At 62.6% G+C, this 19533-nt stretch carries 16 protein-coding genes; 10 read left to right on the top strand and 6 right to left on the bottom strand.

What is annotated here, in order from left to right; all coding sequences use genetic code 11:
* Positions 1-40: 40 nt before the first annotated feature.
* From EB231_RS03590 to EB231_RS03580, 3 genes are read left to right on the top strand one after another with little or no spacing between them, the layout of a single operon-like run.
* Positions 41-1684 (top strand): ABC transporter substrate-binding protein, encoded by a 1644-nt coding sequence (locus EB231_RS03590; RefSeq protein WP_172347623.1) that lies wholly within the window; start codon positions 41-43, stop codon positions 1682-1684.
* Positions 1674-2618 carry an acetamidase/formamidase family protein gene (locus EB231_RS03585; RefSeq protein ID WP_172347622.1) on the top strand — a complete coding sequence of 315 codons (945 nt, stop codon included), beginning with the start codon at positions 1674-1676 and terminating at the stop codon, positions 2616-2618. The genes EB231_RS03590 and EB231_RS03585 overlap by 11 nt, the downstream gene beginning before the upstream one ends.
* Complete coding sequence (locus EB231_RS03580; RefSeq protein WP_172347621.1) at positions 2615-4417, top strand: ABC transporter ATP-binding protein; 1803 nt, start codon at positions 2615-2617, stop codon at positions 4415-4417. The genes EB231_RS03585 and EB231_RS03580 overlap by 4 nt, the downstream gene beginning before the upstream one ends.
* 87 nt (positions 4418-4504) lie before the next feature.
* Here EB231_RS03580 and EB231_RS03575 read toward each other — a convergent pair whose 3' ends face one another.
* Genes EB231_RS03575 through EB231_RS03565 form a run of 3 tightly spaced genes read right to left on the bottom strand, consistent with a single transcriptional unit; the run spans position 4505 to position 10217 of the window.
* Positions 4505-8011, bottom strand: coding sequence for a glycoside hydrolase family 99-like domain-containing protein (locus tag EB231_RS03575; protein WP_172347620.1), 3507 nt, complete (start codon positions 8009-8011; stop codon positions 4505-4507).
* 36 nt (positions 8012-8047) lie between these two features.
* Positions 8048-9352: a rhamnan synthesis F family protein gene (locus tag EB231_RS03570; protein WP_172347619.1), complete on the bottom strand. Its 1305-nt coding sequence runs from the start codon at positions 9350-9352 to the stop codon at positions 8048-8050.
* Positions 9342-10217, bottom strand: coding sequence for a glycosyltransferase family 2 protein (locus EB231_RS03565; protein ID WP_246740868.1), 876 nt, complete (start codon positions 10215-10217; stop codon positions 9342-9344). Before EB231_RS03565 ends, EB231_RS03570 begins: the two co-directional genes overlap by 11 nt.
* A 158-nt stretch (positions 10218-10375) precedes the next feature.
* Here EB231_RS03565 and EB231_RS03560 point away from each other — a divergent pair, with 158 nt between their 5' ends.
* From EB231_RS03560 to EB231_RS03535, 6 genes are read left to right on the top strand one after another with little or no spacing between them, the layout of a single operon-like run.
* Positions 10376-10615 (top strand): hypothetical protein, encoded by a 240-nt coding sequence (locus EB231_RS03560; protein WP_172347617.1) that lies wholly within the window; start codon positions 10376-10378, stop codon positions 10613-10615.
* Positions 10612-11820: an ABC transporter substrate-binding protein gene (locus EB231_RS03555; protein WP_172347616.1), complete on the top strand. Its 1209-nt coding sequence runs from the start codon at positions 10612-10614 to the stop codon at positions 11818-11820. Before EB231_RS03560 ends, EB231_RS03555 begins: the two co-directional genes overlap by 4 nt.
* A gap of 12 nt (positions 11821-11832) precedes the next feature.
* Positions 11833-12612: an ABC transporter ATP-binding protein gene (locus EB231_RS03550; protein WP_172347615.1), complete on the top strand. Its 780-nt coding sequence runs from the start codon at positions 11833-11835 to the stop codon at positions 12610-12612.
* Positions 12605-13315 carry an ABC transporter ATP-binding protein gene (locus EB231_RS03545; RefSeq protein ID WP_172347614.1) on the top strand — a complete coding sequence of 237 codons (711 nt, stop codon included), beginning with the start codon at positions 12605-12607 and terminating at the stop codon, positions 13313-13315. Before EB231_RS03550 ends, EB231_RS03545 begins: the two co-directional genes overlap by 8 nt.
* Positions 13316-13322: 7 nt before the next feature.
* A complete protein-coding gene (locus EB231_RS03540) occupies positions 13323-14210 on the top strand; it encodes a branched-chain amino acid ABC transporter permease (protein ID WP_172347613.1) in 888 nt (295 codons plus the stop codon).
* Between the two features lie 22 nt (positions 14211-14232).
* A complete protein-coding gene (locus tag EB231_RS03535; RefSeq protein WP_172352799.1) occupies positions 14233-15204 on the top strand; it encodes a branched-chain amino acid ABC transporter permease in 972 nt (323 codons plus the stop codon).
* Between the two features lie 83 nt (positions 15205-15287).
* On the opposite strand, the gene EB231_RS03530 is transcribed toward EB231_RS03535, so the two are convergent.
* A complete protein-coding gene (locus EB231_RS03530) occupies positions 15288-16142 on the bottom strand; it encodes a DMT family transporter (RefSeq protein WP_172347612.1) in 855 nt (284 codons plus the stop codon).
* A 141-nt stretch (positions 16143-16283) separates the two neighbouring features.
* On the opposite strand from EB231_RS03530, the gene EB231_RS03525 reads away from it, so the two are divergent.
* Complete coding sequence (locus EB231_RS03525) at positions 16284-16865, top strand: TetR/AcrR family transcriptional regulator (protein ID WP_172347611.1); 582 nt, start codon at positions 16284-16286, stop codon at positions 16863-16865.
* A gap of 84 nt (positions 16866-16949) precedes the next feature.
* Here EB231_RS03525 and EB231_RS03520 read toward each other — a convergent pair whose 3' ends face one another.
* Positions 16950-17930 (bottom strand): 2-dehydropantoate 2-reductase, encoded by a 981-nt coding sequence (locus EB231_RS03520; protein WP_172347610.1) that lies wholly within the window; start codon positions 17928-17930, stop codon positions 16950-16952.
* A gap of 2 nt (positions 17931-17932) precedes the next feature.
* Positions 17933-19453, bottom strand: a complete 1521-nt coding sequence (locus EB231_RS03515; RefSeq protein WP_172347609.1) for an acyl--CoA ligase — start codon at positions 19451-19453, stop codon at positions 17933-17935.
* Positions 19454-19533: the final 80 nt, after the last annotated feature.

The raw sequence follows: 19533 nt of genomic DNA, 5'->3' as shown, positions 1-19533 counted from the left end.
AGATGAAACCAAGAAAACAAACAGAGAAAGGGAACACGAAATGAAAAAATTCCTCGCCTCCACAGTCGCGGCATCGGCGCTGGCTCTGATGCTCGGCATGACGAGTGCTCGCGCCGAAGACACAATCGATCCCAACGCCAAGCAGGGCGGAGAAATCATCGCCACCTACAAGGACGACGTCACCACGCTCGACCCTGCCATCGGCTATGACTGGCAGAACTGGTCGATGATCAAGAGCCTGTTCGACGGGTTGATGGATTACGAGCCGGGCACGACCAAGCTGAAGCCCGACCTTGCCGAAAGCTACGAGATTTCGCCCGACGGCAAGACCTTCACCTTCAAGCTGCGCCACGGCGTCAAATTCCACAATGGCCGCGAGATGACCGCGGACGACGTGAAATATTCGCTCGACCGCGTCACCAACCCGAAGACGCAGAGCCCGGGTGCCGGCTTCTTCGGTTCGATCAAGGGCTATGACGATGTCGCGGCCGGCAAGGCGGACAGCCTCGCGGGTGTCACCGTCGTCGACCCCTACACCGTCAAGTTCGAACTAAGCCGGCCCGACGCCACCTTCCTGCATGTCATGGCCATCAATTTCTCGCATGTCGTGCCGAAGGAAGAGGTGGAGAAGTATGGCGCCGATTTCGGCAAGCACCCCGTCGGCACCGGCGCCTTCAAGCTCGCCGAATGGACGCTCGGCCAGCGCATCGTCTTCGTGCGCAATCCGGACTATTGGCACAAGGGCCTGCCGCATCTCGACAAGATCACCTTCGAGGTCGGCCAGGAGCCGATCGTGGCGCTGCTGCGCCTGCAGAAGGGCGAAATCGACCTGCCCCTCGACGGCATTCCGCCAGCAAAATTCCAGGAGGTGATGTCCGATCCCGAACAAAAGGCGCGCGTCGTCGAGGGCGGCCAACTGCACACCGGCTACATCACCATGAACACCACCATGGCGCCTTTCGACAATGTGAAGGTGCGCCAGGCCGTCAACATGGCGATCAACAAGGCGCGCATTATCCAGATCATCAATGGCCGTGCCGTGCCGGCCAACCAGCCGCTGCCGCCGTCGATGCCGGCCTACGACAAGGAATACAAGGGCTATCCCTATGACGTTGCCAAGGCCAAGGCGCTGCTTGCCGAGGCCGGCCATCCCGATGGCTTCGACACGCAATTGTTCGCCATGAACACCGATCCCAACCCGCGCATTGCCCAGGCGATCCAGCAGGACCTGGCGGCGATCGGTATCAAGGCCAGCATTCAGGCGCTCGCACAGGCCAACGTCATCGCCGCCGGCGGCGACAAGGCCGGCGCACCGATGATCTGGTCCGGCGGCATGGGCTGGATCGCGGATTTCCCCGATCCCTCGAACTTCTACGGTCCGATCCTTGGCTGCGCTGGCGCGGTGCCGGGCGGCTGGAACTGGTCGTGGTATTGCAACAAGGATCTCGATGCCAAGGCCGCCGAAGCCGACTCGATCGTTGATCCGGCGAAGTCGGATGAGCGCTACAAAATGTGGAGCGACATCTACGCCAAGATCATGGCGGACGCGCCCTGGGCGCCGGTCTTCAACGAGCAGCGCTTCACCATGAAATCCGCGCGCATGGGCGGCGCCGACAACCTCTATGTCGACCCGGTCCACGTTCCGATCAACTATGACAATGTGTACGTAAAAGATGTGCAATAACTGCGACTACACCATCCATGGCCGCCATCACCATTTCGGCTGGGACAATTCCTTTGCCCCGGCCGAACGTGTGGCGCCCGGCTCGACCATCGAGTTCCAGTGCCTCGATTCCTCCGGCGGTCAGCTGAAACCCGATAGCACGGTCGGCGATATCGCCAAGCTCGACTTTGCTACGATCAACCCGGTGACCGGGCCGATCTTCGTCGAGGGCGCCGAACCGGGTGACGCGCTGAAGGTGACGATCGAGATGTTCAAACCGTCCGGCTTCGGCTGGACGGCGAACATTCCGGGCTTTGGGCTGCTCGCCGACGATTTCATGGAGCCGGCGCTGAACATCTGGAAATATGACGCAGCCTCGCTCGAGCCGGCGCTGTTCGGCAAAAATGCGCGTGTGCCGCTGAAACCTTTCGCCGGCACCATTGGCAACGCCCCGGCTGAGATGGGCCATCACTCGGTGGTTCCGCCCAGGCGCGTCGGCGGCAATCTCGACATCCGCGATCTCGCCGCCGGCACCACGCTCTATCTGCCGGTGGAGGTGGCTGGTGCGTTGTTCTCGGTCGGCGATACCCATGCCGCGCAAGGCGACGGCGAGGTCTGCGGCACGGCGATCGAAAGCCCGATGGACGTCGTGCTCAAGCTCGACCTGGTCAAGGACGCCAGGCTGAAGACGCCGCGCTTCACCACGCCGGGGCCGGTGACGCGCCATCTTGACGCCAAGGGCTATGAGGTGACGACCGGCATCGGGCCGGACCTGATGACGGGCGCGAAGGAGGCCGTTGCGCAGATGGTCGACCTGCTCGCCGGGCGCTACAAGCTCGATCCGGTCGAGGCTTACATGCTGGCCTCGGTGTGCGGCGACCTGCGCATCAGCGAGATCGTCGACATGCCGAACTGGGTGGTCTCGTTCTACTTTCCGCGCTGCGTCTTCGAATGAACGCTGGCGTGGGCAAAAAGCGGACCGGGGTTGCCGCTCCGGTGACGGCGGGGCCGGTGCTCGATATCGCCGGCCTGTCGGTCAGCGTGCGCGGCGAGGATGGCGAGCGCGAGGTTGTTTCCGACCTGTCGCTCACGCTTGCACGCGGCGAAACGCTCTGCATCGCCGGCGAGTCCGGCTCCGGAAAATCGATGACGGCGCTGGCGATCATGCAATTGCTGCCGCAGCCCGCAGCCCGCATATCCTCAGGCACCATCCGTCTCGGTGATTCTGAGCTGACTGATCTCGACGAGCGCCAGATGCGGCGCATTCGCGGCGACCGCATCGCCATGATCTTCCAGGAGCCGATGACCTCGCTGAACCCTGTGCTGTCGATCGGTCGCCAACTCACCGAATCCATCGAGGCGCATACCAGCCTGTCGCAAGCCGAGGCCCGCCAGCGAGCCATCGAGGCGCTGAAGGCGGTGCGCATTTCGGAAGCCGAAAGCCGGCTAAAGCAGTTTCCGCACGAACTCTCCGGCGGTATGCGCCAGCGGGTGATGATCGCCATGGCGCTGGCGCTCAAGCCCGACGTGCTGATCGCCGACGAGCCGACGACGGCGCTCGACGTCACCGTGCAGGGGGAGGTGCTGGAACTGCTGCGCGACCTGCAGCGCCAGCATGGCACCAGCGTCATCCTCATTACCCACGACATGGGCGTGGTCGCGGAGATGGCCGATCGCGTCATCATCATGCGGCATGGCCGCATGGTCGAGGAGGGCAAGGCATCGGACATTTTTGCCCGGCCGCGGGCCGACTACACCCGCGAACTGCTGGCCGCCGTGCCGCGCATCGGCAGCGGCGTCGTGCGGCAAAAATCCAGGGACGCACAGACGCTAACGCCGGCCAATGTCGCCGAGGTCAAAGAGCTGCATGTCCGCTTCGACCTGCGCGGCGGCGTCTTCGGCAGGGTCAACCGCCGCGTTCACGCCGTCGAAGGTGTCAGCTTCTCGATCGCGCCCAACGAGACGCTGGCGCTGGTCGGCGAGTCCGGCTGCGGCAAGTCGACCACCGCCAAGGCGCTGGCCGGGCTGGTGCCGTACAGCGGCGACATCGTTGTCGGTGGGCGCAATCTGTCGGGCCTGGGCCGCGACGAACGCAAGGCGGTGCGTCGCGACGTGCAGATGATTTTCCAGGATCCCTTCGCCTCGCTCGACCCGCGCATGCGCGTCGGTGACCTCGTTGCCGAGCCGCTGGTGATCCACGGCATTGCCTCGAAGGATGAGCGGCGGGAGCGTGTGGCGGCATTGTTCGACCGTGTCGGCCTGTCGGCCGACCAGATGGAGCTCTATCCGCACGAATTCTCCGGCGGCCAGCGCCAGCGTGTCTGCATTGCGCGCGCGCTGGCGCTGCGGCCAAAACTGATCATCGCGGATGAAAGCGTGTCGGCGCTTGACGTCTCGGTGCAGGCGCGCGTCCTCGACCTGTTGAAGGAACTGCAGCGCGAATTCGGCGTCGCCTACCTCTTCATCTCGCACGACATGGCGGTGGTCGAGAACATTTCCGACCGCGTCGCCGTCATGTATCTCGGCCAGATCGTCGAGATGGGCACGCGCGACCAGGTCTTTTCCAACCCGCGTCATCCCTACACGAAACGGCTGATCGAGGCCGTGCCGGTGCCTGATCCGGCCAGGCGCAGAAGCCGCTTTGCCCGGTTCGATCAGGAGATCCCGAGCGCGACCCGCAAGATCGGCGAGGCGCCGCTAAAGCTGGCCTTGCAAGATGTCGGCAACGGCCATCTCGTCGCTGCCGGTAACTAGAGCAATTCCAGGAAAAGTGTGTAGCGGGTTCCCGTGCGGAATTGCGTCAAAACAGAGTTGGAGCAGGTCACCGTTTCCGTGAAACGGCTACGGCTCGAGAGCAATCTCTGGGATCCGCGGGCTTCGCGCAGGGAATTCGCCCAATTTGGTTAGCGAATACAGGCTTTCCATCTCGCCGGCCGGGCGCCCGGGAAAGAGCTGGTTCCAGAGTTGCAGGACATGTTCGGCCATTTTCGGCTTGATGGCCAAATCCGTTGGGTATGTCCGCAGCACATGCTGATGGATCATCTGCCGCGTGCGCAGCAGTGCCTCTGAATGGGAAGCCGTGATGATGCTGGTCACGCTGTCGTCGTGCCGGCGGTGATGGTTGAGCAATGCAGCCTCATAGGCGACGGAGCCATTGCGTATTGCCTCGAGGATAAAGTACCAGTCGCCGCTCGTCGGCAGGGACAGGACATGCCCGACGAAGTCGGGCGTGATGTCGAATTTCCGGAAAACCGCAGCGCTGATGTTGATGACCGTGTTCTTGACACCCAGCCCTTCGTTGACTTCCTGCGCCGCCGAAACCTGGTAGCTGCGCCTCCATTTGAAATTGGAGAGATCGGTGAGGTACGGGCTGGACAGATAGTCGCCGACCGTCTCGCTTCGATCATTGATGATCTTCGATGCGCAAAAGGCAAACTTCACGCCTGGATCGCGGAACAAGGGCACCAGTGTTTCGAGGAAACTCGGGTCTGATACGTCATCGGCTTCGGCGATCCAGATCAAGTCGGCCCTTGCAAGCGCCATGCCCTTGAACCACTGGGGGTAAGGCGCCCCGGAATTCCTGTCATTGACGATGACACGGGTGCCATGGACACCGGCGTAATAATTCAGGATCGATTGGCTGCCGTCTGTCGAGGCATCGTCCAGGATGATGAGCTCAAAATCCTGGAACGACTGCCCCAGAATACTATCCATACGCTCCCGCAGATAGCGGGCGTAATTGTAGTTCGGCACGATGATCGATACCGCCGGCGGCTTGTCCGCGACCTTTCGCATGGCCGACAGCAGGCGCGGAAAGACCCGATCGGTGGAAAAATGTAGCCTTGCCTTGGCGCTCGCCTGCCTGCCAAGCTGCATCCGCAAGGACTTGTCCCGGATCAGGTTCAGCGTCGCATCGGCCATAGCTACGGGATCAGCCCATCCGACGATGATGCCGGCATCGTCTTCGACGAAATCCGGAGCCCCACCGCTCTCGGCGAAGCAGATCACCGGTAATTCGGCGTGCGCCGCCTCCAGGATAACGCGGCCAAACGGCTCTTCGCGTGAGGTCAGAAGGAACAGATCAGCACCCCGCAGATGGCGGCGCACATCGTCGACATTGCCCAGAAATGTGATCGTTTCGTCCAACCCATCCGCCCGCATCGCATCGAGTTGCTGCGACCAGGTACCGAGAGTCACGTCCCGCTCCCTCAACGGAAATGCGCCAAGCCAATAGAAATGAAAGTCTTCAGCCCCGCGGCTTCGAAGGATTCGGGCCACCTCGATAAATAGATCGGCTCCCTTGCGGAATGGCACTCCGACGCCGGCTCCCACGACGATGGTCTTGTCCATCGGCCAGCCGGCCACTCGGCGGCTTTCGGCGCGTTGAATTTCCGTACGGATGCGATCGGCGCCGGGCTGCGGAACCGCACTTGGAATGACGTCTATGGCATTTTTTTGAATGCTAAACTCGGCCACTAGATAGTCCCGAACACTTCGAGAACACGCTACGTATCTCTGCGTGTTGGAAACGACATCCTTCATGTCGTCTTTGGCGTGGCGGGCGACGCTCGTTGCCAATTCCCTGGCATGCGTCAGGATGGGTACACCCAGTTCACCAAGCAGAGCGTGCACGCGGCCGGTTGCTAGGCTGTTGCAATAGATGAGGTCTGGCCTGCCGCCGCACCAGTCCGTGATACGGGTCAGCTTTGCTGCGGTGGTCTCGTCCTTCGAAATCAGCTCGTCCAGAAGGACCGTATCGGCGATACGTCGAAATTGTTCGAGCCGCTGACCGCCGCCCAAGCACAGCACCTTGATCTCCAGGTTCGTGTGCACCTGGAACCACTGCATCATGTCGATCAACGATGATTGCGCTCCACCGACAGCCGCATCGTGCGATACGAACAAAACGCGCCAGGACGGATCCCTGGGCAATTTACCGGCCGCTGGGGCCGACAGCGCGTCCCGTGTCTCCTGCAGATAGGCAAAGCCATAGCGGGCATCAGGTTCGAGATAGGCTCCCTCCGCCCACTCGTTCCAGGCATTGACGAAGATCAACCGACTGTCGAAATCGGCAAAACGGTCGCATGTATCGACGATCGCATTGGCGAGCCATTCTCCGTAGCGGGCCGGCGACGCGTTCACCAGAACGCTGGCTGCTTCCGCTCTCCGTGCCGTATTGTCCCAGGAAGGGCAAAGTCCGCGAAACAGCGTGTAGGGGACCTCAGGGTAGGCGCGACTGCGACCGGCAAGCTCCGTCCAGTCGTAGACCTTTCCCGTGAAGCTGCCCTTGAGCGTTGGAATGGAGGCGTTGATCTCAGGACTTGTTCCGAGATCTGGCGGAAACTCGACAGCGGCATCAAATCCGAATTCGGCGGGATCGCCCATGTCGGACGATTGCGGACAGGCAAGAAAAATCTCGCCGATGCCGGCTTCCCGGCAGTAGGCTCTCCAGCGCTGTGCCGTTTCCCTCGCGGACGGAAACAATCCGGGCCGGTAAATCATGAGGAATGGCTTGCCGCCGACGCGGATGTATCGCCGGTCGCGGAAATAGCCGGCTACATATTCGATGAACGCCAGGTCGTCCTCGGGGGAGTGCGATTGCAGGATCAGCATCTCCTGACGGCGCCCATCCCAGCGGCGGCTCCAGTGTTCGTTTACCCAATTGATGCAGAAGCCCAATTCGTGTGCGTCGTTTTCGACGAATTGGGTGATAGGCATCTCCAGCGGGCGTCTGCCGTTGAACCAGTAGAAATGAAAACAGAATGCCGAAATGCCATATTGCATGGCGATCGCGATCTGCTGCTTCTGGATGTCTTTCACCCGCAAGTCGTAGAAGCCAAGATCCGCCGGCAGCCGGGGCTGGTAGTGACCGTCGAACTGTGGTGTCGCGCGTGTCACATCCGCCCATTCCGTGAAGCCCTTTCCCCAGAAGGCATCATTTTCGGGAATAGGATGAAACTGCGGCAGGTAGAATGCAATGAGGCGCGCCCTCAAAGCGGCAGGTCGACCCTCGCTGGATCGCGGCATATTTGTTGCCGGAACGCGCCGGGTATCGCGGTTTTCGTTCTTGCCAACGAGAATGAAGTGATCCAATGGATTGATTGCCGCGAGAGCGACGTCGGGATATCTGGCTAGATAAAACTCGGTGTCGAAATCCCGATTTGGGTTTCGGTGTTCAGCTGCGCCATGATCGATATAGTGCAGGATCGGGTCGGTCCCGCTCGCGGCTACATCCAGATTTTGAGCCAGATACCATGGTTCGTCGAACAGTCCGCTGGCGCGAATTCGTTGCCAAATCCGAAATCTCTTCCACCGCCTTCTGCTGGTGCTCGACCTTATGAAGGCCATCAAGTCGGATCTATTCAATCGGGTCTGCCTCGCGGATCAGGCTGTATTTTCATCGTCCCAGGCAGTTCCGGAGATCTTCGTGCAGATCATTCCGAGTATCCGCTCGAGCGCGTGGTGTAATGTGCCGTCTTGTTGGCCTGTCTCGTCGGGAAATGATGCCAGCGACAGATCAAGCTGCTTGAGGGGCCGCAGTGCGCTGCGGCGAACCCAGAACATCGTTCCGGCAAAGAAGTCGAGGGGAGAGTCAGGCGCCATCCCCATCGTTTCCAGCAGGTTGAGGATCATCGCTCTGTTGTTTTCGCCCCAAGCAGCCTTCTCCCCCTTCCATTCGTTGGGCAACCGAAAGCGTCTGGATCCGATCATCTGAGTGTCGGGCGAACGCTCGAACTCGGCGATGATGCGATCAACCACATCGCGAGATCCGATCAGGTCGAAGGCACTCGCCCGGCGCCAAACCTCACCGAGGATCTTCCGCGGGCCACTCAGATCCGACTTCTTGCCATGCAGTTTGCAAATGAGATCGAAAGGATCGAACTTTCCTTCGCGGAGCAATTGGACGAAGGGGCCGACGTCGCGACCGCGATTGTCATAGACAATGATCTCGGCGTTCCGAAATCGTGCTTGGACGCGTTGCGCGAGTGCCACATCGGGTCGGGTCAGCGTGAGGATGAGATGGAACGGACGGCCGATCGCCTCCAGCAACACCTCGAATTCGGGCCAAAGTTCGGGATAGTGCAGATGCAGCGCAACGGCGATCTTCGGCTCGGCGATGGGCGCCCGATCTGGAGGTCGGATGGAGGGGCCGTCAAAGTGCCGCGACAGGGTCCCCTGCAGATTGGCACTTGCCACCCCAAAGCCCCAAGCGGCGAGGCTTTTGAGCGAATGGGTCAAATCGCGCCCTTCCGATCCCGCAATATGCAGGAGAGGACGCAGGACAATGCCTTGGCCCAGGAACAGTTCAAAATGCTTTTGGCGGCGGCGACACCGCAACACGGTATTAAGATCGTTGATCCTCAGGCGTCGGATGGTTGAGGCAACGACGTCTCTTTTTTCAAACTGCAGCACCACGCCGCGTTCGGTGCTTTTAAGCAGATAGGACGTCTGTCCGGTAACCGGCACATAGACGACCCTGTCCGGATGTCCCGGGCGGCGAACATTGAGCCGGAGAAACGGCATCCGCCTCTCTGTTGGCGAAAGCTCGACGATGTAGCGTCCCGGCGTGTGAATGTGGATTTCGCTCAGCGCACCGCTTCGGCCGACGCCATATGCGTCGCCTTTTCGCGGTTCGCAGGGCAGGACATCAGGCGGAACAAGTCTCGTGTCGATAGCGTCAGGCGACATAGCCGCTGTTCCGATTCGCGTGCGATCGGTCAAGGATGCTGTCAAATATGCCGATCAGCCGGCCCAGGGAATTGATCAGTCTATTTCGATTAAGCGTAAGACAGTAGAAGCCTATCTTCGTCAGATAGCGGAGTATGTCCACAAATGGGCTATAGGCTATGCCGTATTTTCTGCGCAAATGGATCTCCGATCGCATCTTGGACCGATACCGGAAGATCCGTGACCGGGTTGATTGTGCAACCGAAGTGCCAACGTCGTGGACAGCATGCGCGCTACTGACAAGGATCATGGGTTCGTCACGCTGCAGCAGTCGATAAGAGAGATCGTCATCCTCGAAATACAGGAAGATATCCTCGTCGAAGCCTCCTGTATCGAGGAACAGTGTTCTTCTGATCATGAACACGCCGCCATTGACGAAGCGCACGCAACAGTCCCCCCAGACCTGCCGGATACGTGTGGGCAGCGACACGCCGGAAAGGCGATCGATTTCGCTCTGCTCGCGAAACCACAGGCGCCCATCCACCGTGTTTGTGCGCGGCACGAAGACGCCGCAATTCGGGTAGCGTTCAGCCGCCTGCATGAGCGCGTCGACGGCGTCCGCGCCAAGGCGCACATCGGGGTTGACGAACAGCAAATACTCTCCCGATGCCGCCGCCGCCCCGATGTTGCAGGCACGCCCAAAGCCGAGGTTTTCAGGATTATCGATGCGATGAACGGCAAAACCGGATAGCGCGGCGGAAAGATCGTCGGTGCTTGCATTGTCGACGCACACGATCTCGATGCCCGGGGGCAGGCAAGCGAGCGCGCCGCGCACGGTATGCGCGCTGTTGTGCGTCACGGTAACGGCGGTTATCGATCTATTCATTACCAAAGCCATCCTGATATCTCAGTTGGCTTCCCCCTGGAGCCTAGCGATCCATACCGCAATCTAAGCGTTACGGCTCTGGCGGTCGAGTCCATTCCCCTGACTAAGAATGGGATGATGTGTGCGCTGATTCCGCCATGCCGCCGGTCACGCCTCACATGGCCGTGCCGCTTCCCGAGCTTCCGGCTGACATGATCTGGCCGATCGGCCTTGCTGCCACCCCGGCGGCGGCGGCAGGCTCGGAAAGCCGTCCGGCGAGCAAGAGCCTGCCAGGCTTCGAACGTGAAATCCGCAAGCCGCCCCTTGCCGTTCCTCCTCATCTTGCACATGTTCAATACCGCTTGCTGGTGATCGTTTGGGGGGACGGTCGGATTCATGATGGGAGGAAGTACATATGAAGGCATGCTGTTTCGTTTCGGCCGCGCTCCTCGCCGCGACCGCGATCCCCGCCTCGGCCGCCGAAATTTCCGATGGGAAAGTCAAGATCGGCATCCTCAATGACCAATCCGGCGTCTATGCCGATTTCGGCGGCAAATGGTCGGTCGAGGCGGCCAAGATGGCGGTCGAGGATTTCGGCGGCAAGGTGCAGGGCGCGCCGATCGAGATCATCAGCGCTGACCACCAGAACAAGCCCGACATCGCCTCCAACATCGCACGGCAGTGGTACGACACCGAACAGGTCGACGCCATCATGGAACTGACGACCTCATCGGTCGCGCTCGCCGTCCAGGGGATTTCCAAGGAAAAGAAGAAGATAGACATCGTTACGGGTGCCGCGACCACCGACCTTACCGGCAAGCAGTGCTCGCCCTACGGCTTCCACTGGGCCTATGACACCCATTCGCAGGCGGTGGGAACCGGCGGCTCCCTCGTGCAGCAGGGCGGCGACAGCTGGTTCTTCGTCACCGTCGACTATGCGTTCGGCTATTCGCTCAAGGAGCAGACCGCCAAATTCGTCGAGAGCCATGGCGGCAAGGTGCTGGGCGAGGTGCGTTATCCCCTCGGGTCGACCGATTACTCATCCTTCCTGCTGCAGGCGCAGTCTTCGGGCGCCAAGGTCATCGGGCTGGCGAATGCCGGCCTCGACACGTCCAATTCCATCAAGCAGGCGGCCGAATTCGGCATCGTCCAGGGCGGCCAGCGTCTCGCGGCGCTTCTGTTCACACTGGCCGAGGTGCATGGGCTCGGTCTCCAGGCGGCGCAAGGCGTCGTGCTGACCGAGGGCTATTACTGGGATCGCGACGACAAGAGCCGCGAATTCGGACAGCGCTTTTTCAAGCGCACCAACCGCATGCCGAACATGATCCAGGCCGCGACCTATTCGGCGGTGACGCAGTATCTGAAAGCGATCGACAAGGCCGGCACCGACGAGACTGAGGCCGTCGCCAAGCAATTGCATTCGCTGCCGGTGGACGACGCCGTGATTACCAACGGCAAGGTGCAGGCGGACGGCAACATGGTCCACGACATGTATCTCTACCAGGTCAAGGCGCCCAGCGAGAGCACCAAGGATTGGGACTACTACAAATATCTCGCCACCATCCCCGGCAAGGAGGCTTTCCTGAGCGAGAAGGAGAGCGGCTGCCCAACGGCGGCCCAGTGATCGGCGCGGCCGATGGCGCCGCCTGACCTCGACGGGAGCGAACCGCTTGTGGTGCTGTCCGCCCGCGGGCTGCGGCGCGACTTCGCCGGCTTCGTCGCCGTCAGGAATGTCGACCTCGATGTCCGCCATCGCAACATCCATGCCCTGATCGGGCCCAACGGCGCCGGCAAGACGACCGTTTTCAACCTGCTCACCAAGTTCCTGGCGCCGACCAGCGGCAGGATCGAACTGCTCGGCCACGACATCACCCGCACCTCGCCGGCGAAGGTGGCGCGGATGGGGCTGGTGCGCTCGTTCCAGATATCGGCGATCTTTCCGCACCTCAGCGTGCTCGACAATGTGCGCGTCGCGCTGCAGCGGCCGGCTGGCCTCGGCGTCCAGTTCTGGCGTTCGCTCACGGCACTCGATCGGTTGACGCCGCGCGCCGTGGAGTTGCTGCGCTCCGTCGGCCTCGACGATGCCAGGAACAGGCTGGCCGGCGATCTTTCCTATGGCAGGAAACGCGTGCTCGAGATCGCCACCACATTGGCGCTCGATCCGAAAGTGCTGCTGCTGGACGAGCCGATGGCCGGCATGGGGCATGAGGACGTGGCCACGGTTTCGGCCATCATTCGCTCGGTGGCCAGCGACCGCGCAGTTTTGATGGTCGAGCACAATCTGACGGTTGTCGCAGATCTCTGCGACTGGATCACGGTCATGCAGCGCGGCGAGGTGCTTGCGGCCGGCGACTACGCCACAGTCAGCCGCGACGAACGCGTCAAGGTCGCCTATATGGGCACCGCCGATGACTGATGCCGCGCCCCTGCTGGTGGTCCGCGGTCTCAACGCCTGGTATGGCGAGGGCCATGCGCTGCACGGCGTCGACCTGGAAGTACTTCGCGGCGAAACGGTCACGCTGCTCGGCCGCAACGGCGTCGGCAAGACGACGACGCTGCGGGCCATCATGGGGCTGATCCGCAAGCGAACGGGCGAGGTCGTTTTCGACGGCACGGACCTGATGCGTCTGCCGCTGCACCGCACCGCGCACCAAGGCATCGGCTTCGTGCCTGAGGAGCGCGGCATCTTCGCGACGCTGACCGTCGAAGAGAACCTGGTCCTGCCGCCGGTCGTCGCCGAAGGCGGCATGAGCGTCGCGGAAATATTCGATCTCTTCCCCAATCTGAAGGAGCGGCGCAACAGCCCTGGCACAAGGCTGTCGGGCGGCGAACAGCAGATGCTGGCGATCGCGCGCATGCTCAGGACCGGTGTGAAGATGCTGCTTCTCGACGAGCCGACCGAGGGCCTCGCTCCCGTCATCGTGCAACGCATCGGCGAGTTGCTGGTGACGTTGAAGAAGCGCGGTATGACGATCCTGCTGGTCGAGCAGAATTTCCGCTTCGCCAGCCGTGTCGCCGACCGTTTCTATCTGATGGAGCACGGCAAGGTCGTCGCCGGATTTCCGACCGGCGAACTGGCGGACCGCATGACGCAGCTCCACGAAATTCTGGGTGTATGATGACGCCATGACGATGATCTTCGGCATCCCCGTCCAGGCCTTCCTCGGCCAGTTGCTGGTCGGCCTGATCAACGGCTCTTTCTACGCCATGCTGAGCCTGGGCCTGGCCGTCATCTTCGGCCTGCTGCGTGTCATCAATTTCGCCCATGGCGCCCAGTATATGCTCGGCGCCTTCACAGGTTATCTCCTGCTCACCTATCTCGGCATCGGCTATTGGCCGGCTCTGATCCTTGCGCCGCTGATCGTCGGCCTCTTCGGCATCGTGGTCGAGCGCCTGGCGCTGTCACGGCTTTACGACACCGATCCACTCTACGGCCTGCTCTTCACCTTCGGCCTCGCGCTCGTGCTCGAAGGCATATTCCGCTACTCTTACGGTGTGTCGGGAAATCCCTACGCCGTGCCGCCGCTGCTTTCGGGCGGCACCAATCTCGGCTTCATGTTCCTGCCCAATTATCGCGGCTGGGTCGTGGTCGCCTCGCTGATCGTCTGTTTCGGAACCTGGGCATTGATCGAGAAGACCAGGCTCGGTTCCTATCTGCGCGCGGCAACCGAGAATCCCCGTCTCGTCCAGGCCTTCGGCGTCAATGTGCCGTTGCTGCTGACGCTGACCTACGGCCTCGGCTCCGCCCTTGCCGGGCTGGCCGGAATTCTGGCGGCACCCGTCTATCAGGTGAGCCCGCTGATGGGATCGGATCTCATCATCGTCGTCTTCGCGGTCGTCGTGGTCGGCGGCATGGGATCGATCCTCGGCGCGATCGTCACTGGCTACATGCTTGGCCTCGCCGAGGGCCTGACCAAGGTCTTCTACCCCGAGGCCTCCAACCTCGTGGTCTTCGTCATCATGGCGATCGTGCTTCTGGTCCGGCCGGCCGGCCTGTTCGGAAGGGACGCCTGACATGGCGCAAGGGACACCCGACATGGCCGAGCTGACGCTTCGCGAGACATCAGCCAGAACCCCGGCATGGCTCGAATGGACGCTGGTCGGGCTCGGCATATTGGCGCTGCTGGTGGCGCCCTTCCTGGTCTATCCGATCTTCCTGATGAAGATGTTGTGTTTCGCGCTGTTCGCCTGCGCGTTCAATCTCCTGCTCGGCTATACCGGCCTGCTGTCGTTCGGCCACGCCACCTTCTTTGGCGGCGCCGCCTACTTCACCGCGCACGCCGTCAAGGTCTGGGGCTGGCCGCCGGAAGCCGGCATCCTGCTCGGCATGGCGGGGGCCGCCCTGCTCGGCCTTGTCATGGGCTTCTTCGCCATTCGCCGGCAGGGCATCTATTTCGCCATGATCACGCTGGCGCTGTCGCAAATGTTTTTCTTCTTCTGCGTCCAGGCGCCCTTCACCGAGGGCGAGGACGGCATTCAGGGCGTGCCGCGCGGCATGCTGCTTGGCGTCCTCGACCTGAACGTCTCGCTGAACATGTATTATTTCGTGCTTGGCGTGTTCCTGGTCGGCGTCTTCGCCATCTGGCGCATCGTCAATTCGCCCTTCGGCATGATCCTGCGCTCGATCCGCGAAAACGAGAACCGCGCCATTTCGCTGGGCTATTCCGTCGCCAACTACAAGCTCGGCGCCTTCGTCATGTCGGCGGCGCTGGCCGGGCTGGCAGGCTCCCTCAAGGCGATCGTCTTCCAGTTCGCCACGCTCACCGACGTCACCTGGCAGATGTCGGGGGAGGTGATCCTGATGACGCTGCTCGGCGGCATCGGCACGATGGTCGGGCCGATCGTCGGCGCCAGCCTCGTCGTCGGGCTGGAAAACACGCTCGCCACCTCCGGTTTCCCGGTGACCATCGCCACCGGGCTCATCTTCATGGTGTGCGTGCTGGTCTTCCGCCGCGGCATCGTCGGCGAGCTTTACGCGCGGGTGCTCGGGCGGGTGGGCGGAGGCTGATCCGCTCCGGATTGATTCGACGCGATGAGCGGATCCGCCTGTCGGGTAATCCCCGTCACCAGATTCTTATGATCTTTGGAATTTCAGGATGAAGCGGTCCCAAAGCGCGGCAGTGTGAGGTAGCCCACCACGGCCAGCAGCACTAGCGCACCGCCGATCAGGGCTGGAATCCCTGGCGTCTCTGCAAAGACAAGCCACACCCAAAGAGGGCCCAGCACCACGTCGAGCAAGGCAATCAGTCCCGCCTCCGATGAGGGCACATGGCGGCTACCCAGTAGGAAGAAGAGGTAGCTGAGGCTCTGCGTGGCTAGGCTAAAGAGGAAGAGGATGCCGAATTGCCGCACGGTCGGCACCGGCAGGGCTGGCAGCGTGGCAAGGACTACGGCGAAGCAGGCCAGCGCACACAGGCCACTCGCTAGCCCCGTCACCAGCACTGCGTCGTAGCTGGTCCAGCGTCGGGCGACGACGACGGAGGCGGCGAAGCCTATTGTCATCAACAGCGCGAAGCCGTTGCCCGCAAGGTCCGCCGTTGCGGTGACCGAGCCGGCCATGATCATCACCCCGATAAAGGCCACACTGGCGGCGCAGAGCGCGCGCAGGCCGGGCCGTTCACGTAGCAGTAGGAAGGCCAGGGCGGCGGCCAGGAAGGGCACAGTTGCATAGACGACCATGACATTGGCCACGCTGGTCAACTTCAACGCCGCGACGTAGCTGAACATGGCTATCGCCATTATGGGTATCGCTACCAGTCCGCCCAGCCCGACACTCTGCCACAGCCGGAAGAGCGCCCGCCCGCGCAGCATGAAAGCCAGTGGCAGCAGTAAGAGGCAGGCGAAAAGCGAGCGCCAGGCCGTCATGGTCCAGAGATCCAGGTCAAGCGTGCGGACGAAAAAGCCGGCGCTGCTCCACATCAGGGTCGACGCCATGACCAGCAGCACCCGTACAGCCGTTGCTCCTTGTGCCTTTTAGAAACCACGCCTGTGTCGATCAGGCCTTCTTGCACGCTGCTGACCATGCCGCTCTCCAGCCGGTCGCGCTGGGTCTTGACTGTACTAGACGACCGGTCTACTTGTAGCTCTATGGCAGAAAGTGCGACACGTAAAGAGCTGATCAGGGTGGGGTTGAAGGCCTTGCTGACGAATGGCTACGACGGTGTCGGAGTCGGCCCGATTCTGGCCGAGGCCGGCGTGCCCAAGGGTTCCTTCTATCACTTCTTTCCCAGCAAAGAGGTCTTCGCCTGCGCCGTACTGGAAGCCTATGGTGAGCACTACCGTCAGAATCTGGCCGTGCTGCTGACCGATCCGACGCAGAGCCCGCAGCAGCGCTTGGAGACCTACTTCGCCGCGCTGGAGCAAGAATTGCGCGGCGAGCAGCCGCTCGGTGGCTGCCTCTACGGCGTCGTGGCACAGACCCTGGCCACCCGCAGCCCGGCGCTCCGCAAAACACTGCAGCAGTGCTTCGCCCTCTGGGAGTTCAACCTGCGCGATGCCCTGCGGGAGGCGGATGCCGCTGGTGCCCTAGCCCCCGGCGTCGCCGCCGACGCGGCCGCCGCTTTTCTGATCGAAGCCTACGAAGGCGCCCTGGTCCGTATGAAGGCAGAGGACAGCTTTGCGCCATATGAGAGGTTCAAAGAGTATGGTCTGCGGCGACTGTTCCGGTAAGTAGTGGTGCTCGGCGATGCCGTGGAGGCCGGGCCGACGATATGTTGGGCAGGGTACGAGCAGGTCAAGGCTCAGCCTTCCCCCTCACCCGTAACACCCGCGCTCCACCGCCAGCCGCCGCACCAGCGCCGACACCGCGTCAATTGCCGGCGTCGGCTTGTCCGTTAGCCGGCCAAGTTCCTGTACCGCTGTTACCAGCGCGTCGATCTCCATCGGGCGACCGCGCTCCAAATCCTGCAGCATCGAGGTCTTGTGCTCGCCGACATCGCCGGCGCCCTTGATGCGGCGGTCGACCCCGATCGGAAAACGCACGCCCAGGCTTTCGCCGATCGCTTGCGCCTCCAGCATCATGGTGCGGGCCAGCGTGCGGGTGCCTTCGTCGGCGACGATTCCCGCCAGCGTGGAGCCGGTCAGAGCCGAGATCGGGTTGAAGGACAGGTTGCCCCACAGCTTCACCCAGATTTCGCTGCGGATATCCTCACGCACCGGCGCCTGCAGGCCGGCCTTGACCATTTCCTCGGCCAGACGCGTGACCCGTTCGCTGCGCTCGCCCGAGGGTTCCCCGAGCGAGAAGCGCTTGCCCTCGACATGGCGGATAAGGCCGGGTGCGCCGACCTCGACGGCGGGATAGACGACCGAGCCGATGACGCGCTCCGGCCCTATCCGCTGCCAGATCGCGCCGCCGGGATCGACCGCGTTCAGCCTGGTGCCTTCGAGCGGCCCGCCCACGCCATGGAAATACCACCACGGCACGCCGTTCTGCATGGTGACGACCGATGTGTGGTCTCCAAACAGCGGCGCGATCTGGTCCAGCGCGGGGTTGAGCGAATGGGCCTTTAGCGCCAGCACGACAGTGTCCTGCACGCCGAGGTCCTCGGCGCTGGCGGCGGCCCGGACGGGAGCGACCGATTCCTGGCCGTCCTCGATCAGGCGCAGTCCATTTGCCCTGATCGCTTCGAGGTGGGCGCCGCGCGCGACGATCGACAGATCCGTGCGGCCGGCGATCGCCAGCTTGGCGGCGAGATAGCCGCCGATCGCGCCGGCGCCGAAAATGGTGATCTTCATCGTCAAAGTCCGAGTTTGGCGGCAAGCCCGATGCGCTGCAGCTTGCCCGTCGCGCCCTTGGGGATTTCGTCCAGGATCAGCACCTTGCGCGGCACCTTGAAGTCGGCGAGCCGCGTCGCGGCGTGAGCGCGTATATCGCTTTCGGTGGCGCTCATGCCTTCGCGCAGCACCACGGCCGCCGCCACCTCTTCGCCGAGCTTGTCATGCGGCATGGCGAAGGTGACCACCTGCGCCACCGCCGGATGGTCCATCAGCACGTCGTCGACCTCGAGCGGCGAGATCTTTTCGCCGCCGCGGTTGATGATCTCCTTGAGCCGGCCGGTGACCCTGAGATAACCGTCCTCGTCGAGCACGCCCTGGTCGCCGGTGTGGAACCAGCCATGCGCGAAGGCCGCGGCGTTGGCGTCCGGGTTCTTCTCATAGCCCGCCGTGACATTGGGGCCGCGAATGACGATCTCGCCGGTCTCGCCGGCTGTCAGCAGCCGCCCGTCGGGCGCCATCACCGACACCTCGGGGCCGGCGGAAGCCCCTACGCTGCCCGGCTTGCGCAGGCCCGGCGGCAGCCGGTTCGAAGCCATCTGGTGCGCCGCCTCGGTCATCCCGTAGGATTCGATCACCGGACAGCCGAAGGTCGCCTCGAGCTCGGCCATCACTTGCGCCGGCAGCGACGCCGAGGACGAGCGGATGAAGCGCAGACGCGCTGCCGCCAGCACCTCTGGATTGCGGGCTGCCCGGGACAGGATGGCTTGATGCATGGTCGGTACCGCCGTGTACCAGCTCGGTTGTGCCTCGCTCAGCCATTGGAAGAAGCGCAAGGCGTTGAAGCCCGGCGTACAGTAGATGCTGCCGCCGGCTGCCAGCGACGACAGCACCGCCGCGATCAGGCCATGGATGTGGAACAGCGGCATGATGTTGAGGCAGCGGTCGTCGGCGGTCAGGCCGAGCGTCGCGCCGATATGGCGAGCGGAGGCGGCGATGTTGGCATGGCTGAGCGGCACCAGTTTTGGACGCGATGTCGTACCCGACGTGTGCAGCAAAAGCGCGATGTCGCCATCCCCTGCCATGTCGGGCGCTGCTCGCGGACCGACCGCCGCGCCCTCGATGGTGAAGCTGCCGGCAGGTGCATCGGGCTGCACGATGAGCCTCAACACGCCGATGCCGAGGCGTTCGGCCACCGTCACCGCCGGCCCGGTCTCGTTCTCCGCGACAAGGATCGCCTTGGCGCCGATGTCGGTGAGGTAGAAATCGAGCTCGTCGGCCCGGTAGGCCGGATTGAGCGGCGCCGTCGACGCGGCCGCCGCTACCGTCACGAAGGCGGTGGCCATCTCGGGCCCGTTCGGCAGCACGATCGCCACCCGGTCGCCGCGACCGATGCCGAGCTTGTGCAGCTGCTCGGCCGTGGCCTGGATCAGGCTCCGCAGCCCGCCATGGGTGAGTGTGGCTCTCTCGGGTGCCAGGATTGCCGGAGCGTCGTCGGCGCCGGCGGCGAGACGATGGGAAAGGTTTTCTGAATTCGTGCTCATGGTCACCGACTATGTTTCAAACGACTGCTTCTAGAAAGCCCTGGGGATAAGCACCGCCTCCTTCTCTCCGTTTGTGGGGA

It is taken from the genome of Mesorhizobium sp. NZP2298 (assembly GCF_013170825.1).
Taxonomy (GTDB): domain Bacteria; phylum Pseudomonadota; class Alphaproteobacteria; order Rhizobiales; family Rhizobiaceae; genus Mesorhizobium.
This window is presented reverse-complemented; position numbering and strand designations above follow the sequence as displayed.

What these genes read in the sequence shown, in the direction of transcription:
- EB231_RS03570 (WP_172347619.1), bottom strand. Translation starts at nt 9,352, where the DNA reads ATGTCGCCTGACGCTATCGACACGAGACTTGTTCCGCCTGATGTCCTG.
- EB231_RS03540 (WP_172347613.1), top strand. Translation starts at nt 13,323, where the DNA reads ATGACGATGATCTTCGGCATCCCCGTCCAGGCCTTCCTCGGCCAGTTG.
- EB231_RS03550 (WP_172347615.1), top strand. Translation starts at nt 11,833, where the DNA reads ATGGCGCCGCCTGACCTCGACGGGAGCGAACCGCTTGTGGTGCTGTCC.
- EB231_RS03525 (WP_172347611.1), top strand. Translation starts at nt 16,284, where the DNA reads ATGGCAGAAAGTGCGACACGTAAAGAGCTGATCAGGGTGGGGTTGAAG.
- EB231_RS03520 (WP_172347610.1), bottom strand. Translation starts at nt 17,930, where the DNA reads ATGAAGATCACCATTTTCGGCGCCGGCGCGATCGGCGGCTATCTCGCC.
- EB231_RS03590 (WP_172347623.1), top strand. Translation starts at nt 41, where the DNA reads ATGAAAAAATTCCTCGCCTCCACAGTCGCGGCATCGGCGCTGGCTCTG.
- EB231_RS03555 (WP_172347616.1), top strand. Translation starts at nt 10,612, where the DNA reads ATGAAGGCATGCTGTTTCGTTTCGGCCGCGCTCCTCGCCGCGACCGCG.
- EB231_RS03515 (WP_172347609.1), bottom strand. Translation starts at nt 19,453, where the DNA reads ATGAGCACGAATTCAGAAAACCTTTCCCATCGTCTCGCCGCCGGCGCC.
- EB231_RS03545 (WP_172347614.1), top strand. Translation starts at nt 12,605, where the DNA reads ATGACTGATGCCGCGCCCCTGCTGGTGGTCCGCGGTCTCAACGCCTGG.
- EB231_RS03565 (WP_246740868.1), bottom strand. Translation starts at nt 10,217, where the DNA reads ATGAATAGATCGATAACCGCCGTTACCGTGACGCACAACAGCGCGCAT.
- EB231_RS03560 (WP_172347617.1), top strand. Translation starts at nt 10,376, where the DNA reads ATGGCCGTGCCGCTTCCCGAGCTTCCGGCTGACATGATCTGGCCGATC.
- EB231_RS03575 (WP_172347620.1), bottom strand. Translation starts at nt 8,011, where the DNA reads ATGGCCTTCATAAGGTCGAGCACCAGCAGAAGGCGGTGGAAGAGATTT.
- EB231_RS03585 (WP_172347622.1), top strand. Translation starts at nt 1,674, where the DNA reads ATGTGCAATAACTGCGACTACACCATCCATGGCCGCCATCACCATTTC.
- EB231_RS03580 (WP_172347621.1), top strand. Translation starts at nt 2,615, where the DNA reads ATGAACGCTGGCGTGGGCAAAAAGCGGACCGGGGTTGCCGCTCCGGTG.
- EB231_RS03535 (WP_172352799.1), top strand. Translation starts at nt 14,233, where the DNA reads ATGGCCGAGCTGACGCTTCGCGAGACATCAGCCAGAACCCCGGCATGG.